This is a genomic window from Algoriphagus sp. PAP.12 (genome assembly GCF_026652115.1).
Taxonomy (GTDB): Bacteria; Bacteroidota; Bacteroidia; order Cytophagales; family Cyclobacteriaceae; genus Algoriphagus.
In genome coordinates this window covers 92,019-108,262 of record NZ_JAPPSQ010000011.1, presented here as the reverse complement: position 1 = coordinate 108,262, position 16,244 = coordinate 92,019, and the positions used below count along the sequence as shown (strand labels likewise).

The following is a 16,244-nucleotide window of genomic DNA, read 5'->3' as shown; positions in this document are numbered from 1 at the left end:
AAATGAGATTTTTTTCAAATAATTTCCAAAAGAGAATATTCGGAATTCTATTCCTCGCTTTCACTACCACCCTTTATGCTTTTTCCCAATCGGCATCTGTAAAAGGGATCGTAAAAGATTCAGAAACCGGCGAAACACTTCCCTTCTGCAATGTTTTCATCAATAACACCACCATTTCTACGGTCACGGATATGGATGGCGCATACATTTTGGAAGGATTGGAGCCTGGGGCGATTGAATTGAGTTTTTCTTTTATGGGCTATGAGGCGCAGACAAAGCCTATCACCCTAAATCCAGGAGGAACATTGACTGTCAACCTGAGTATGAAAGCTTTGGAAACAGAACTTTCTGATGTAGAAATCAAAGCCAAAAGAGACAAAACTTGGGAAAGGGATCTTCGGAAATTCGAAAACCTATTTCTTGGTAATGATGCAGTAGCAGGCCAATCTCAAATCGAAAACCCCTGGGTGATAGACTTCCCCGAAGCAGAAGAAAAAGGAAGCTTTAAGGCTGAAGCTCTTCTTCCCATTGAAATCATGAACAATTATCTGGGCTATAAAATCACCTTTGACCTGAAGGAGTTTTTTGACAACCCAACGAGCTATAGAATTGCAGGGGCGGCTCGATTTGAAGAAATGACCCCTGAATCAGAGAACCAGCGGACCGCATGGGAACAAAACAGAGCCGATACCTATAGAAAATCGCCTCAAAATATGTTTCGGGCTTTGTTGACTGGCGAACACCAAAAAGAAGGGTTTTATCTCTATGGAGATAAAGCAGGAGGATCCCCTTCCATGAATATGAGGTCTGATATTTTTGCTAATGAATTGGGGAGGTCAGTTGTAGAATACAAACCAGACAACTTAGTAACCAAAGCAGACAAACCAGGCGAATATTTGATCAATATGAAAGGTCGAATAGAAATCCACTATCAAAAAGGATATACGCAAGTCAATACTTATAAAGATGCTCCTTATCCAGTCTCTTGGCTAGAAGTCAATGGCGGAAAGGTTAGAGTAAAAGAAAATGGTTCAGTCCTCAATCCACAAGACCTGGTTTTTTCCGGTGACATGGACAGAAAGCGGATTTCTACCCTATTGCCTTTGGATTACGATGCCGAAAAAGCCATTCAGCTTCAAAGTTTGGAAAGGACTGCTCAAAACCTCCAAGAGAAAGTATTCATACATACTGACAAACCAGTCTACTATGCTGGGGATGAGGTTTATTTTAAGGCCTTTATCAACTATGGCAATCCTTATCTCAAAGAAGAACTTAGTAAGGTGCTCTATGTAGAATTGATCAATGAAAATCGAGATTATATTATTGAAAAGAAATTCAAAATCTTCAACGGAGGAGTCTCAGGTAACTTCCATTTGCCCGACAGCCTCTCAGAGGAGAAATATTTCTTGAGAGCTTATACCAATTGGAATAGAAACTATGGTCCAGACTACCTTTTCATGCAACCATTGGAGGTTTTGGATCTATATTCAAGAGTAAGTCCAGGTACAGCCTCTGAAGTTCAAAACCCGAATTTCTCAGTAAAACCGAATCAAGACCAGTATGGTAAAAGAGAAAAGGTAACATTGACTCTTTCTGCAAAAGATCAATCCCAAATGGGGATCCAGGCGATCTTAGCAGTTTCTATTATTGATCAAACTCAAATCCCGATGGTTCCCTACCCGGTCAATATTACTGATCAATTGAAATTGGAAAAGATCCCTGAAACGGTAAACTTGGATCGCTTCTCCTATCAAATTGAAAAAGGGCTTACGAAAAAAGGGAAAGTGACCGATGAAAAAGGCAAAGGGGAAGAAGGTGAAATCACTGTATTTGTCAATGATTTCGAAGGAATGATTGACTTGGAGTCAGACAAAAATGGAGAATTTGCCATGGAGGATATGGAGTTTTATGGACCGATGAAACTTGCTATTCAGGCAATGGATAAAAAAGGCAAACCCATTGAAAACGTAGAATTGGTTGAAGATTTAAAAGCTCCGGTCGTACTTCCCTTAAATCCAATTTTTCCTCAAACGACTAAAGCAGATGAAGCTATCCGTCCATTGCAACTCATAGAGCCTATTTCTGCAAACGAAGAAGCTGAGGATGGTACTAAAGAGAAGAAAAGCAGCCAAGCAATCTATGGAGATCCTGATTATATCGTCACTGGAGACAAATTGATGGGAACAGGCAATACAGTAGACTTGGTAAATAGTTTGGCAGGAAATGTACCTGGAATGAGAGTGATTATTGCAGGTACTTCAGGGCAGCAACAAATCAGAATCAGAGGTGGGGGAAGTTCAGCTTCAGGTTCTTTTGAACCCGTCGTGATGGTCAATGGAGCGGTAAGACCAAGTGTTGGTTCAATTACCGCAGCTGATAATTTGCGCACCATCGACCCACGAGATATAGACAGAGTAGAAGTTGTTTCCCGAATAGTATCTACCCTTGGGGAGCAGGGCAAAAATGGCGTTATCGCCGTATATCTCAAAGAAGGTGGAAACGGATCTGGCCCTCTTGGCACCAAAGGAATGTCAATGTTTACTATTGAAGGCTACCAGCCACCTCAAAGCTTTTATCAAGTAGATTATGAGCAGGAAGAAGAATCAATGGCAAAAGATATTCGCCAAACATTATACTGGAATCCGATGCTTGTCACTGACGAGTCTGGAAATGCTTCCATCACTTTCTTCACCAATGATAATGCAGGTCCAATGACTGTAGAAATTAGAGGTCTTTCTATCAATGGGGCTCCTATTTCAGGTACTTTCACAATTAATCAAAAATAATTTCGATCAGATTCCCTTATTTTGGGTATGCGTAGCACCCTTTTAGTTTTATTCTTATTAATATGTGGATTTTCGGCGATGGCACAGACTAGTGTCGGAATCCGAGGAGGATTTACCAATGCCACCTACACGTATCGACCTGCTGCCAATTCCCGAGGAATTACAGCTGAGAGTGTCGGTAAGCCTACTTTTGCTTTGGTAGTGGAGCATTTCAATTCAAAAAACGCAGGTGTAGAACTCAACCTCCAATGGATCACATTAGGCTATAAGCAGCTCAATGAAGATTTGGATCCGATTGCTACAAACATCACAGAGTTCAACTATTTAAAAGTTCCGTTTTTGGCATCATTCTATGCTGGAAGATCTGGAAGATTTCAAATAAAGATGGGAACCCATTTTGGATATTTGGTAAATGCCAAAGATGTTCAACGCGAATTTAGCGATGCAAGCCCAGCGGAGATTCCTACTTTTGGAGGATCTGATGATTCGCCTAATAGGTTTATGTATGGATTGACAGGAGGTGCTGGAATTTCCAAACTCTTCGGCAAAAGTACTTTAGCTGCGGAAGTCCGCTTTTCCTATGATTTCACCAATCCAGAAGGCCAAGACCGAATTTTTGACATGTCCTCCACTAATCTAGAGTTTTCATTGGCTTATTTATTTAAGATAAAGGATAAATAAGTTCGAATGTTGGAAAGTGGTAAAATTCAAAGGTTTACCACTTTCCAACCTTAAACCTTCTAAACTTTTTTAACCTTTTTGTCATATATTCCTCCATTTACCCGACTAATGGATGTAAATGAATCGGACTGAGCTCGAACATATCCTCAAACAGCTTCATCGCGATGCCTATATCTGGGCAAGGCAATGTTGTCAATTCGATGATGAACTGGCAAAAGATATGTTGCAGCAGTCTTATTTGAAGATTCTGGAAGGAAAAGCAAAGCTAAAAGATCCTAAAAAAGCAAAAACCTGGCTCTTCTCTATAATTCGATACACCATCATCGATGAATATAGAAAAGCAGGAAAAGTAGTCCCGCTAGAGGAAAGCTACGACCCAATCGATACGATTGAGGAAGTAGACTCCACGGATTATGAGGGGATGATCAAAAAACTTCCAGAAATGCAGCGAGAGGTGATCATGGCGGTCTTTTACCATCAAATGACTATCGCAGAAAGCGCAGAAATCCTACAAATCAATGTAGGAACGGCCCGCACTCATTATGAGCGTGGAAAGAAAAAACTCAAAGAATTGATTCAAAAATCTCAACTGATCGAGCAAAATGGAAAATGACGAAATGCTACATAGCTTTTTCTCAGAAATGAAAAAGCAAGATCAACAGCTGGAGATTCCCGAGTTTCCAGAAGCAAAAGTGAAAGCCATCAACTGGTGGCTCCCATCGGGCATCGCTGCCAGCTTCTTAGTGGGATGCTTTTGGTTCTTCCAACTATCCCAAGCGCCAGAAGCACCGGCAGAGGTGATCATCATCTCCTTGGAGCAAGGTGAAAATAATGAACAACAAATAATCATAGAAGAAAAGGCATTTATCGACACCTGGGAATCCACGACTTCCTCCCTTTTGACAGATTTCTAAACCAACACCACAATGAAAAACCTATTAGTAACCGCACTTATCCTGCTCTCAAACTTTGCCTTTGGGCAATTGCTTGTAACTCCTAAAGCTGCTCAGGGACCGGACATCTTCAAAGGCAATCTCTTTTCTGCTGACCGAATAATGGATGCCAGAAATGAAATCAATTTAACGGATGCTCAGGCTGTCAAAATCAAAAAAATCCATGCAGAAAATGCCGGTGAATTCTCCACCTTGAAATGGGATCTGGATGAAGCAAATTCCAAACTTCAGGGGATGTTGGAAAAAACCAAAATCGATCAGACTGCTGTTTCCAAGCAAATGGATTTGGTTTTGGAAATCGAAAACAAGCTTAAGAAAAAACAATTAAACTCTCTCGTGGCTATCAAGAATGAACTGACTGAAGATCAAATCAACTATCTGGACAAACATAATGTGGTGACTGTGGTAGGATATCCTTCACCTGTAGGTTCGAATATGGGCGTGGCCTCTGTCAATGGAACAAAAGTAGTCTCAGGACGACCTGCTTACGCCACATCAATAACTCAAGGCGTGAAAGGAACGGTTGCTGTTCAAGCTCAAAATGGAGTTGATGATGCTCCATTGTATATTATATCCAAAGGTGATTCTTTTGAAATAATTCCTTCTACTAAAATGAAAGACATTGATCCAAATACTATCGAAAGTATCAATGTCCTAAAAGGAAAAAGTGCAGTTGCAATGTATGGATCAAGAGCTGAAAACGGAGCAATCGTCATCTTTCTAAAAGAAAAATAATTCAGAAACGGTTAATTTTTATAGAAAAAACGGAGACCAAATTGGTCTCCGTTTTTTGTTTACTTAATCCAAAAATTTCCAGCTGGCTTTGTGATTTTTATTCAGGGGATTACCAGTCACCTTGGCTCTTAGAATCTCCACCGGCATAGTATTTTGCTGCATAATCAAGTCATGGAATTCTTTTTCATCCATTTTTCCTGATTCTACCATTTCTTGTCTCAAAGAGTAGAACTCCAGCGCTCCGATCATATAGGCGATTTGGTACAATGGGCCGTATCTCCCTTCAAAAGAACGGCGAACTTCAGCCTCCGCATTGGCATATTCATGCCCAACTTTATCCACTAGTAAATCGATACATTCCTGAGGAGTCATCGTGCCCAAATGATAGCTCAAAGAGAAAATGATACGAGCGCATCGGTGCATTCTCCAGAAAAGCATCCCCACTTTATCCTTGGCATCTCTTGGAAAGTCTCTGTCCCAAAGCACAAACTCCCAGTACAAAGCCCAGCCTTCTGTCCAGAAAGGTGTTCTAAACATTCTTCTGTGCGTGTTGTATCGCTGATTCATAAATTGCTGTAGGTGATGACCAGGAATCAATTCATGTTGCACGGTCGCTCTGGAGAAATGAGGGTTATTTCCACGCATGGACATCATTTTTTCTTCATGACTCATCTCAGAAGTCGGGTAAGAAATCTGAATGACTTCACCTCCCAAAAAGAATGGGCTTACCCTTTGTCTTTCGGCAGAAATCATGGTTGTTCTCCAAGTTTCCTTTGCCAAAGGAGGAACAGTAATCCAATCATTCTCCTCCATGATTCCAATCGCTTCTTCACCCAATCTCGCCACTTCCTCAGGCCAAGCACCGGCAGGTAGATAAGTTTCTTTCACCATTTCCAAAGCTGCCTTCCAATCATCTCCAAATCCCAATTCATTGGATGCTTTCAACATTTCTTTTTCACACCAAGCAAACTGCTTTTCTGCCTCAGCAATCAATTCCTCAGGGCTATATGCAATCATTTCAAAAGCCAATTGATTAAGTAATGCTTCTCGTCCAATTGGCTTTCCGATTATCCCGCTGCCATCATCTTTCACTGAATTGGTATAATGCTCACGCAAAGCTTTTGCATAGGCTTTCATACTTGCATCTAACTTTTTCCATGGCTCCGGCATCCACCAGGTGAACTCAGGATCATAGTCAAAATAAAAATCATAAGCCTCTTTCACTACACCATTCAAGCTTTCTACAGCCATAGCCGCTAGATCAGCTTTCTGCCAAGAAGTATATTTACTAGTGGATGGAAGTGCTGCCAACTGCTCGTCAATTTTCTTGGCTACCTCATTCCAAGTGGCAGCCAATGCTTGAGATTCCGGTTGATTTGCTCTTCTTCTTGCCACTACAAATTCATGCAAAGGAGCTCCAAAAGCCACAACATTTTTTACCTCTTCAAAATCTCGCTTTTCGAGATTCAACTCAGCAAGTTGTGTCTCGAGATAGTTTCTGAAAAGCACATAATCGATCTTCCCATCTTCGGAAAGGGAATTATAGTTTTTCTTTTCCAAAGCATCCAGATAATCCTGATTGAAGGATTGCATCCTGGAAAAATACTCTTCAGAGACTCTATTGGTGTATAATCTAAATAAAGCGCCTCGATCTGCCTGGTAGGCAGTAATCATATCCACCAGTTCGGTAGCCCAAGCCATACTTAGGGAAAGACATAGAACCAGCGTCAAATAAAACTTTTTCATAAAGGTCGGATGGTTTTAATTTTGGTTTCAAATAGTGAATAGGTATTCTGGGTCAATACATTTTTCAATTCAACGTATGAGAAATGGCCAGACCTAGTTAAAAAAAAATTGGGACTTCACTGCATCCACTTATCCCAATTATGCATCTAAGGTTATAAAAGGCTATTTCACAGGCATAGCAACTTTCTATAAATCAAATTCTTATATTAATAGCCTATTACTTTTAAACCAGTTTATCATAACAAACCGCCTTACTATTTTATGGAATTAATTATCTCCAATCTCTCCAAAACCTACTCCAATGGAGTTAGGGCCTTAAATGACGTTTCCCTTACCATTCCACAAGGAATGTTTGGGCTTTTAGGACCAAATGGTGCCGGAAAATCAACTTTAATGAGGACCATCGCTACGCTTCAAGATGCAGATACAGGAAGCATTTCATTGGACGGAATAGATGTCCTAAAAGACAAACAAGGAGTCCGTGAAAGATTGGGATACCTTCCTCAAGATTTTGGGCTTTATCCAAGGATTAATGCCGAAACAATGCTAGATCATATAGCCCAAATGAAGGGTGTCGGTCATAGTGGGGAAAGAAAAGAGCTCGTAGCTTCTCTCCTTAACAAGGTCAATTTGTACAAGGATAGAAAGAAAGGCTTAGGGACCTATTCCGGAGGGATGAGACAGCGATTTGGGATTGCTCAGGCTTTGGTGGGAAATCCATCCTTGATCATCGTGGATGAACCTACTGCAGGCTTGGACCCATCCGAAAGAAACCGATTTTATAATCTACTCTCAGAAATTGGAGAAAACACCATCGTCATCTTGTCAACTCACATAGTAGAAGACGTCAATACCCTTTGCTCCAATATGGCCATTATCTGTATGGGGGAAGTTTTGATGCAAGGAAAACCAAAAGATGGTTTAGCCATGGTGGATGGAAAAATCTACCAGAAATCCATCGAAAAATCTGATTTGGATCAATATAGACAAGATTACAACTTAATCTCAACCAAACTGATTGCAGGCAAGCTAAGCTTAAGAATTGAAAGTGATGAGGATCCAGGAAATGGATTTGAGCCAAGTCCCGCTGATTTGGAGGATGTTTATTTCAGCTTTATTTCCAAAAAAGTCGATCCAATCACACTTTAATCATAGGCTATGTTTAAGGATATATTCGTATTTGAACTAAAATACAGATTTGGTAGGCCTGCGACCTGGATTTACTTTTTCTTATTGGTCACCGTCGGCCTCCTACTCATCGGTTTCGGAAATACACCTGCTTCCGAAAAGGTCTATCACAATGCTCCGATTGTAATCGCAAACATCCTTTTGCTGATTTCCATTTTTGGAATTTTAATCGCATCAGCTGTGATGGGTGTCCCTCTTTACAGGGATTTAGAGCATAAAACAGGGACCTTCCTATTCAGCTACCCGATTTCAAAATTCGGTTATTTCATGGGAAGATTCTGGGGTTCCTTTTTCACACTCCTCTTTATCTCCTCCGGTTCTCTTTTAGGGATTTATTTGGGGTCCATTCTGGGACCATTATTCGGAACAGAAGCAGAAAGGTACGGTCCTAATCTACTGGTCAATTACTTTCAGCCCTGGTTCACACTTCTACTGCCCAATCTTTGGTTGGCAGGATCACTTTTCTTCGCTCTGATTGTATTTACGAGAAATATCAGATCCATTTATTCTGGAGGAATCATCATTTTCATCGCCTATCTATTGGCGAATTTCCTTTCTCAGGATATCGAAAACAAAGATTTGGTGCAATTGATTGATCCATTTGGATTGAACACTTTCTCTTTGCAAACCAGATATCTTACTCCTTATGAGAAGAACAGTTTCTTTTTACCCTTGGAAGGAAATCTCTTACTCAATCGACTTCTTTGGTCAGGAGTTGGACTGATATTTTTCATTGCAGCGTACTTCAGGTTTAGCTTTGAATACTTCTTTCAAACCCAACAGAAAAAGGCAAAGGTAAAGACTGAAACGGTTTCTGAAATCATTCAAAAGAACGTAAAAGTTGTAACAGATTTTTCCAAAAATTATCAATGGACCAGTCTCAAAACCTTAACCAAAATCGAGGTTCAGAACATATCGAAGGACGTTTACTTCCGATCCATTTTGCTTGGTGGACTCATATTCTTGGTGTTGGATTTTTGGATTGGGAATACACTTTATAGCGTTCCAAACTTCCCTTCCACTTCATTTTTGATGGAGTACAAGACCTATGATTACAATTTGTTTGTATTCATCATCATCGTGTTTTTCACGGGAGAAGCACTTCATCGGGATAAATCCACAGGCTACTCTATTATCAATGATACTTTCCCTGTCAAAGACGGAGTCGTTGTGGCGTCCAAGTTCTTGGGAATGGCCTTTATTTGCTTGGTTTTGACAACTATCCCCATTTTCGTGGGGCTTCTCGTACAGACTTTGAAAGGCTATTTTACTTATGATCTTAAGGTTTATCTAATCGACAGTTATTTAATTTCCTTGCCTGATTATTTGCAGATGGTCATGTTGGTTTTTGCGGTCCATCTAGTCATGAACAACAAATTCGCAGGACATGCGGTGGCCATCGGGATTTGGCTGGTAATGATGATTTTTAGGGATTTTGCTGATTACAATTTCAACTTGTTTTTCTTCAGCTACAAACCTGGATACACCTGGAGCGACATGAACGGGTTGGGACATTTTGCCAAACCGCTATTCTGGTTCAACCTCTATTGGACAGCTTGGGGGATATTCTTAGTTCTTTTCTTTAGCATTTTCTTCAGCAGAGGAACAGAAAACTCCTGGAAAAGCCGATGGAATTCTGCCAAATCCAGATTAGGAGATCTACCAACCAAACTCTCCTTTTTGTTCATTTTGATAGCTCTACTTTCCGGTGCTTATATCTACAATACTGTTGTCTACGAAAATGGCTACATGACTCCTGAAGAAGGAAAAATGAGGTCTGTCGCCTACGAGAAGCAATTGAAAAAATATGAGGGGATACCTCAACCGAAATATACCAGAGTCAATATTGAGGCAGATCTCTATCCGACGGAAAGAGCTGCCTACTTCAAGGCGGAAGTGGAACTGGTCAATAAAACCAATTCACCGATTGACTCTATCCATTTCAATTCGGCTTCTTTGGACAAGTTTAATGTGGTATTGAATGGAGATACTTTGGCACATAGATTTCCTTTGGACTATGAAGCAAAAAAATTCCAGCTTTTTGGCAAAAAGCCAGAGAGAGAATGGTACCAAATCACTGCGCTGCCCAACACCATGCAACCAGGGGACACTTTGAATCTAACCATTATTAGCGAGTCAACCAATCAGGGTTTCCCGAACTCAGGATATGGCCGAGAGCTCGTTTACAATGGGACATTCTTTTCGGGAGGAATTCCAGAAATTGGGTATAATCCGGACTCGGAGATCAGCTCAGATGAGGATAGAAGGAAATATGAACTTCCTGAAAAACCTGAAGATCTACCTCCTCACGACGACCCAAAAGGAAGACAAACTTTACTCTTTGCCGACGATGCTGATTTCATCCAATTTGAAGCGGTGGTTAGTACCATCCCTACACAAATCGCAGTTGCACCTGGATATTTGCAAAAAGAATGGGAAGAAAATGGAAGAAAGTATTTCCACTATATCCAGGATACTCCAATTCAGGCTTTCTTCACTTTCGTCTCTGCAGAATATGAAGTCATGAAAGATGAAACCAACCTTCCTGATGGCCAAAAAGTGGATATTGAGATCTTTTATGACAAAAAGCACCCCTACAATTTGGATCGCTTCCTTCAAGCATACAAAGATGGCTTGACTTACTTCTCAGAAACCTACGGCGATTTCCAGTTTAGACAGATGCGCCTATTGGAATTTCCGAGATATGCAGGATTTGCCCAGTCTTTCCCGAATACCGTTCCGTTTTCTGAAAGCTTTGGATGGGTAGCCAATTTCTCAGATCCGAATGATTTTGATTATGTCTATTACGTCACTGCTCATGAATTGGCGCATCAGTGGTGGGGACATCAGATTACTCCAAATTATACTCGTGGGGCAAACCTGATTTCAGAAGCTTTGGCAGAGTTTTCTGCATTGATTTTGACTGAAAGAAAATATGGAAAGGATAACATGAAACGTTTCCTAAAGGATGAGCTGGATGATTATCTGAGAGGTAGGGCATTTGAAAGCAAAAAAGAAAATGTCTTTATCAACTGCAACCGCGCTTATCAATGGTATAACAAGGGAAGTTTGATTTTATATGGCCTTCGGGATCTCATCGGAAACGAAGCCATGGATTCCGCTCTTTATGCTTTCAATCGGGATTTTGGATTGAAGCAATCACCACCATTCCCGGGAAGTGCTGATTTGTATAGCTATCTACAAGCAGCAACTCCAGATAGTCTTCAGTATTATCTAGATGATACTTGGAATAAAATCACGCTATATGATAACAGAACGGAATCTGTGATAGCAAAAGAGATTGGGGAAAATGAATTTGAATTGACTTTGAACATTAAATCTCAAAAACTCTATGCAGACGAAACTGGCAAAGAATCTGAAGCTAGTTACGAAGGCGATTATATTGATATTGGAGTTTTTGCAGAGGAAGATGAAGATGAGAATGGCAGAACTCGAGTAAACCCTCTCTATTTAGAAAAGTACAAAATCAAACCTGGTGAATCGACAATTACGATCCGGGTGAAAGGAAATCCCGTGAAGGCAGGAATTGATCCATACAACAAATTGATAGACCGAATACCGGATGACAATACTCAAAGTGTAGAAATTGAATAAAAATAAAGAGGCTTTCTTTTTCTAGACAGCCTCTCCTCCCAATTAAACTAAACTCAGCTATTTTTTTCTTCTTAAAAGAGCTACTAAAATCAAGATAAAGGCAGCAGCTCCAACTACCCATACCCAAGTTTGCTCATACCATTCGGTTTTTCCGATGTTGATATCGACATCTAAGCCGCCATCTTGAGCAAAAATTTGAAAAGAAATCAAAACTCCTAGGATAGCCAATACAGCTACTTTGGAAATTTTATTTTCTAAAAGTTCTATCGCTTTCATAGTGCCTGTGTTTTTGGTTGTTTGGTTGATTATTTAAATCTGATATTATATGTCACCGCAACACCGATAGCCTGAACATCTATTCCTGGATCGGAATTGAACACATGGTTATAAAAACCGAAGATGTTCCAATCATAGTTGTGATAACCCAATTGAGGGCGGATATATGCCCCACCGCTTTCACTCATTCCATCTCCTGTGAAAAAGGAATACCCAGCATCTGTACCAACAAAAAATCCTGAAGGCTGTGGGTAATATCTAAACATGACCCCCAAAGGAATCACTCCGAAATTTTCAGCATAAGAAACATCAGACTTTTTAAAGTACTGGGTATAACCAGAAGCTACACCTAAACCAAAATTGTCTGTTCTCATAAATTGGCCTGCAACATCAAGCCCTAAGGCAAAAGAAGAATAGTTGGAAAGGTCTCCTACAGGAGCACCTAAATTCACTCCGACCTTCAACCAGGAATTGTCCTCATTGATCTCATCTAGTTCTCTTACTCTTTGTTGTGAAAATGCACTTACACCCATCAGGATTAGCGCAAATGATAATAGTAGCTTTTTCATAGTAGTTAAATTTTCCTACACTCCATTAGTCAACATTGGTGCCCTTGGATTGAGAAAATCTAAAACAAAGAAATTAATCTACTGATTACCAGAGTTTTAAGACAGTTAAGATCAATACATGCCAATTTTATTTGGTGGGATTTTATGAGCAAGGAAATTCCTCAACTGTAGAAAAAAAGTAACAGAAACCACAAATCAGATTGAAATGGGAAATTCAAATCATCTGAGATTTCCTGAATTCAACTGGCGTCTTGCCTGTGATCACTTTGAAATTTCTGTTGAAGTGAGATAGGTTTTCATAACCTATGCTAAAAGCAATCTCAGAAACATTCCTGTCCGATTCCTTCAAAAGTTTTTGGGCCTCGCTAATTCGGAGCTGATTGACATATTGGGTAAAAGTCTTTCTCGTTCTCATTTTAAAAAATCGACAAAAGGCTTCTTTGCTCATATTCGCTTGCTCTGAAATCTCATCAAGAGAAATTGCCCTAAACCTATTATCTAAAAGGTATCGAAGGATTTGATCCATCCTACTGCCATCTTTTTCCGATAAACCAACCAAGCCCTCCGTTTTATTCAAAGAAATAAAATCATCAGAACCTTTTTCCAAAACCGCCAAGATCTCCATTCCTTTCTGAAACCGAAACAAGTTTTTGCTGAATTGATACTCCTTAAATAGCTCTTGAATTCTTACTTGTGTCTCACCAAAAATCTGGAAGCAAGAACCTTTTGGAGGTAAGAAACTTTTCAATCCCTGCAAATCCTCCACTTCCCATATTGAATCGCCGAATGCCTGGAAATCATAAAAAAGCGTATCCCCAGCAATTTTTAAAATAGAATCGTCTGCAAAATATTCAGCATCACTTCGGAATACGTGAGGAACGTTCTCTCCCAAGAAAAAAACATCTCCTGGCTGAAATCTCCCCATATAGTCTCCACTCAAAAATTGACCACTTCCCTCCAAAATCACTGTCAATTGAAGCTGGGGATGCTGGTGCAATTTATCGTAAAAATGCGCTCCTCTGTCCTGTTGAAATCGAATGAACTCTTTCTGGGACTTTGGGATCTGAAAAGCAATAACCTTTGACATGGAGCTAAATTAATAGTATTTTACAGTATTTGTAAATATTATTAGATAAAAAAGTCAATATAGTATCAAATTATACTAATCCTGTGAAAGATAGCCCACTATCACTAAAGTACCTTTGAAACAAAAAAAACTATGAATTGGAAAGGCGTATTCCCAGCTGTAACAACCAAATTCCATGCAGATGGAACATTGGATATGGATCTATTCTTCAAAAACATTGACTTTCAATTAGAGTCTGGTGTTCACGGAATTATCTTGGGAGGAACACTTGGCGAAAGCTCTGTTCTTTCTCAGGAAGAGAAAATCCAATTGACAGGTGAAACTGTGAAATATGTAGATGGTAAGGTTCCTGTGATCCTTAACATTGCAGAAGGTGCCACGCAAGATGCATTATTCTGGGCTAAAAAAGCTGAAGAATTAGGAGCTTCCGGTCTGATGATGCTTCCTCCGATGAGATATTCGGCAGATGCTCGTGAAGTAGTGACATATTTCAAAACTGTCGCAAATTCTACTTCCCTTCCAATCATGATCTATAACAATCCTGTAGATTACAAGACTTTGGTGACTATTGACATGTTTGCCGAGCTTACTGATTGCCCTAATATTCAAGCGATCAAAGAATCTACTCGTGACATTTCTAATGTGACCCGTATGATCAATCGCTTTGGAGACAGATATCAATTGCTATGCGGTGTAGATACTTTAGCAATGGAAGAATTGCTTATGGGCGCCGTAGGATGGGTTGCTGGTTTGGTTTGTGCTTTCCCTAAAGAAACTGTAACCATCTTCAATCTGGTAAACGAAGGTAAAATCGAAGAGGCCAGAGAAATCTACAGATGGTTCCTTCCACTTCTTGAATTGGATATTCATCCTAAATTGGTTCAATACATCAAATTGGCTGAACAGCATTGTGGGGTAGGTTCTGAGTATGTTAGAGCTCCAAGATTGACCTTGATTGGTGAAGAAAGAGAGAGAATAGAAGCGATTATTACTGAAGGTTTAGCAAAAAGGCCGAAATTGTAAGTAGCCTAAAATCAGGAAAATAGGAGTATTACCTATGCAAAGGTCTATCATCAGATTTTTGCCTAATTTTAATTCGAATCTTACAATTTTCAATCCATTCAAAAATGAACATCGATCAATTATTTGAGTCAGCCCAAGAAGCCTTCCTTTTTTATAAAAACCTTTCTGGTAAAGAGAAAGGAGCATTTTTGGAGACATTGGCTGAAATATTAGAATCACATAGAGCCGAGATTGTTCCTCTTGCTGTCAAAGAATCGAACCTTCCAGAAGGTAGAATCAATGGCGAGCTTGGACGTACCACCGGTCAAATCAAACTATTTGCCAACCTAGTAAAAGAAGGATCTTGGGTAGAAGCAACCGTTGATCCTGCTGACCCGGGTAGACAACCATTACCTAAGGCTGACATTCGAAGAATGTTGACTCCATTGGGTCCTGTGGTTGTTTTCGGAGCAAGCAATTTCCCATTGGCCTTTTCTACCGCTGGTGGTGATACCATTTCTGCTTTGGCTGCGGGTTGTCCTGTTATTTATAAAGCACACCCTGCACATCCAGAGACTTCCAAAAAAGTTGCTGAATGTATCGCTAAAGCTATTACAAAATCAGGATTGCCTTCAGGAATTTTCTCGCATGTTGAAGGAGGAATTGATGTGGGACAGGCTTTGGTAAAGCATCCTTTGGCAAAAGCTGTAGGCTTCACTGGATCTCATGCAGGCGGAAAAGCCTTATTTGATTTGGCTGGCCAAAGGGAAGAGCCTATTCCAGTTTATGCTGAGATGGGTTCTGTCAATCCGATCTTCTGTTTCCCAGAAAAGCTTGAAAAGAACAACGATGCTTTGGCTAAAGCATTTATCTCTTCCCTGACTTTGGGTGTAGGTCAGTTTTGCACCAACCCAGGATTGATTTTCGTTCCTAAAGCACAAGCAAACGCTTTTGAAAAAGCTATCGCTGAAGAACTGAACGATATTGCCTCTGCGCCAATGCTTCACCCTGGCATTGCACAAGCATATTACGATTCTATCCAATTTTTCCAATCTAGAGAAGAATTGAGATGGGTGAAAGTTGCTGACCCTCAACACCTCATCAACGGAAGTACAGCTTTGGCAGAAATTCAGGCTGCTGATTGGATCAAGGATAAAGTATTCCAGAAGGAAGTCTTTGGAGCATTTGCGATGATGGTAGTTTATGAAACTGAAGAAGAACTACTAGAAATCGTCAAAAACCTTCATGGACAATTGACCATTACTGTGTGGGCTGAGGATTCCGAATTGAAGGATCAACTATTCTTGTTGAATCTTTTGGAAGAAAAATGTGGTCGATTGCTATTCAAAGGCGTTCCAACCGGAGTAGAAGTTGGATTTGCGATGCAGCATGGTGGGCCTTACCCTTCGACCACTGCTCCAAATAGTACTTCTGTAGGTGCTCATGCCATCAAACGATTTGCAAGACCGATTGCCCTTCAAGACATGCCTCAGGAATTACTTCCAGATGCATTGAAAGATGGTAATCCATTAGGGATTTGGAGATTGGTAAACGGTGCTTATACTAAATAAGAAAACTGAAGATTCTCGGGAATTCAGAGTTTGAA

At 40.2% G+C, this 16,244-nt stretch carries 13 protein-coding genes; 9 read left to right on the top strand and 4 right to left on the bottom strand.

Going from position 1 to position 16,244, the window contains the following annotated elements; all coding sequences use genetic code 11:
- The first annotated feature begins 2 nt into the window (after positions 1–2).
- From O0V13_RS14075 to O0V13_RS14055, 5 genes are all read left to right on the top strand, one after another.
- Positions 3–2,786, top strand: a complete 2,784-nt coding sequence (locus O0V13_RS14075; protein ID WP_268035602.1) for a carboxypeptidase-like regulatory domain-containing protein — start codon at positions 3–5, stop codon at positions 2,784–2,786.
- A 27-nt stretch (positions 2,787–2,813) separates the two neighbouring features.
- On the top strand, positions 2,814–3,467 hold the full coding sequence (locus O0V13_RS14070; RefSeq protein ID WP_442780929.1) for a porin family protein: 654 nt from the start codon (positions 2,814–2,816) through the stop codon (positions 3,465–3,467).
- A 118-nt stretch (positions 3,468–3,585) separates the two neighbouring features.
- Positions 3,586–4,080: an RNA polymerase sigma factor gene (locus O0V13_RS14065; RefSeq protein WP_268035600.1), complete on the top strand. Its 495-nt coding sequence runs from the start codon at positions 3,586–3,588 to the stop codon at positions 4,078–4,080.
- Positions 4,070–4,381, top strand: a complete 312-nt coding sequence (locus O0V13_RS14060) for a hypothetical protein (RefSeq protein WP_268035599.1) — start codon at positions 4,070–4,072, stop codon at positions 4,379–4,381. The genes O0V13_RS14065 and O0V13_RS14060 overlap by 11 nt, the downstream gene beginning before the upstream one ends.
- 12 nt (positions 4,382–4,393) lie before the next feature.
- On the top strand, positions 4,394–5,155 hold the full coding sequence (locus tag O0V13_RS14055) for a Spy/CpxP family protein refolding chaperone (protein WP_268035598.1): 762 nt from the start codon (positions 4,394–4,396) through the stop codon (positions 5,153–5,155).
- A gap of 63 nt (positions 5,156–5,218) precedes the next feature.
- On the opposite strand, the gene O0V13_RS14050 is transcribed toward O0V13_RS14055, so the two are convergent.
- Entirely contained in the window at positions 5,219–6,901 is a 1,683-nt protein-coding gene (locus O0V13_RS14050; RefSeq protein ID WP_268035597.1) for a DUF885 family protein, read from the bottom strand.
- Positions 6,902–7,162: 261 nt separating this feature from the next.
- Here O0V13_RS14050 and O0V13_RS14045 point away from each other — a divergent pair, with 261 nt between their 5' ends.
- Both O0V13_RS14045 and O0V13_RS14040 read left to right on the top strand, forming a co-directional pair.
- Positions 7,163–8,050 carry an ABC transporter ATP-binding protein gene (locus O0V13_RS14045; RefSeq protein ID WP_268035596.1) on the top strand — a complete coding sequence of 296 codons (888 nt, stop codon included), beginning with the start codon at positions 7,163–7,165 and terminating at the stop codon, positions 8,048–8,050.
- 9 nt (positions 8,051–8,059) lie between these two features.
- The gene (locus O0V13_RS14040; RefSeq protein WP_268035595.1) at positions 8,060–11,704 is read left to right on the top strand and encodes an ABC transporter permease/M1 family aminopeptidase; all 3,645 of its coding nucleotides are present in this window, start codon (positions 8,060–8,062) and stop codon (positions 11,702–11,704) included.
- A gap of 57 nt (positions 11,705–11,761) precedes the next feature.
- Here the strand turns inward: O0V13_RS14040 and O0V13_RS14035 are convergent, their stop codons facing one another.
- The 3 genes from O0V13_RS14035 to O0V13_RS14025 all read right to left on the bottom strand — a co-directional run bounded on the left by O0V13_RS14035 (position 11,762) and on the right by O0V13_RS14025 (position 13,636).
- Positions 11,762–11,980, bottom strand: a complete 219-nt coding sequence (locus O0V13_RS14035) for a hypothetical protein (protein WP_073572570.1) — start codon at positions 11,978–11,980, stop codon at positions 11,762–11,764.
- Between the two features lie 29 nt (positions 11,981–12,009).
- Positions 12,010–12,549 (bottom strand): hypothetical protein, encoded by a 540-nt coding sequence (locus tag O0V13_RS14030; RefSeq protein ID WP_268035594.1) that lies wholly within the window; start codon positions 12,547–12,549, stop codon positions 12,010–12,012.
- A gap of 214 nt (positions 12,550–12,763) precedes the next feature.
- Positions 12,764–13,636 carry an AraC family transcriptional regulator gene (locus tag O0V13_RS14025; protein WP_268035593.1) on the bottom strand — a complete coding sequence of 291 codons (873 nt, stop codon included), beginning with the start codon at positions 13,634–13,636 and terminating at the stop codon, positions 12,764–12,766.
- A gap of 132 nt (positions 13,637–13,768) precedes the next feature.
- Here O0V13_RS14025 and O0V13_RS14020 point away from each other — a divergent pair, with 132 nt between their 5' ends.
- Together O0V13_RS14020 and O0V13_RS14015 are read left to right on the top strand one after the other, a co-directional pair.
- Positions 13,769–14,659, top strand: coding sequence for a dihydrodipicolinate synthase family protein (locus tag O0V13_RS14020; RefSeq protein ID WP_268035592.1), 891 nt, complete (start codon positions 13,769–13,771; stop codon positions 14,657–14,659).
- A gap of 92 nt (positions 14,660–14,751) precedes the next feature.
- Entirely contained in the window at positions 14,752–16,209 is a 1,458-nt protein-coding gene (locus tag O0V13_RS14015; RefSeq protein WP_268035655.1) for an aldehyde dehydrogenase (NADP(+)), read from the top strand.
- Positions 16,210–16,244: the final 35 nt, after the last annotated feature.

Excerpts from the sequence above, each read along its gene's own strand:
- O0V13_RS14035 (WP_073572570.1), bottom strand. The coding sequence starts at position 11,980 with ATGAAAGCGATAGAACTTTTAGAAAATAAAATTTCCAAAGTAGCTGTA.
- O0V13_RS14050 (WP_268035597.1), bottom strand. The coding sequence starts at position 6,901 with ATGAAAAAGTTTTATTTGACGCTGGTTCTATGTCTTTCCCTAAGTATG.
- O0V13_RS14075 (WP_268035602.1), top strand. The coding sequence starts at position 3 with ATGAGATTTTTTTCAAATAATTTCCAAAAGAGAATATTCGGAATTCTA.
- O0V13_RS14030 (WP_268035594.1), bottom strand. The coding sequence starts at position 12,549 with ATGAAAAAGCTACTATTATCATTTGCGCTAATCCTGATGGGTGTAAGT.
- O0V13_RS14070 (WP_442780929.1), top strand. The coding sequence starts at position 2,814 with ATGCGTAGCACCCTTTTAGTTTTATTCTTATTAATATGTGGATTTTCG.
- O0V13_RS14045 (WP_268035596.1), top strand. The coding sequence starts at position 7,163 with ATGGAATTAATTATCTCCAATCTCTCCAAAACCTACTCCAATGGAGTT.
- O0V13_RS14025 (WP_268035593.1), bottom strand. The coding sequence starts at position 13,636 with ATGTCAAAGGTTATTGCTTTTCAGATCCCAAAGTCCCAGAAAGAGTTC.
- O0V13_RS14060 (WP_268035599.1), top strand. The coding sequence starts at position 4,070 with ATGGAAAATGACGAAATGCTACATAGCTTTTTCTCAGAAATGAAAAAG.
- O0V13_RS14020 (WP_268035592.1), top strand. The coding sequence starts at position 13,769 with ATGAATTGGAAAGGCGTATTCCCAGCTGTAACAACCAAATTCCATGCA.
- O0V13_RS14055 (WP_268035598.1), top strand. The coding sequence starts at position 4,394 with ATGAAAAACCTATTAGTAACCGCACTTATCCTGCTCTCAAACTTTGCC.
- O0V13_RS14065 (WP_268035600.1), top strand. The coding sequence starts at position 3,586 with ATGAATCGGACTGAGCTCGAACATATCCTCAAACAGCTTCATCGCGAT.
- O0V13_RS14040 (WP_268035595.1), top strand. The coding sequence starts at position 8,060 with ATGTTTAAGGATATATTCGTATTTGAACTAAAATACAGATTTGGTAGG.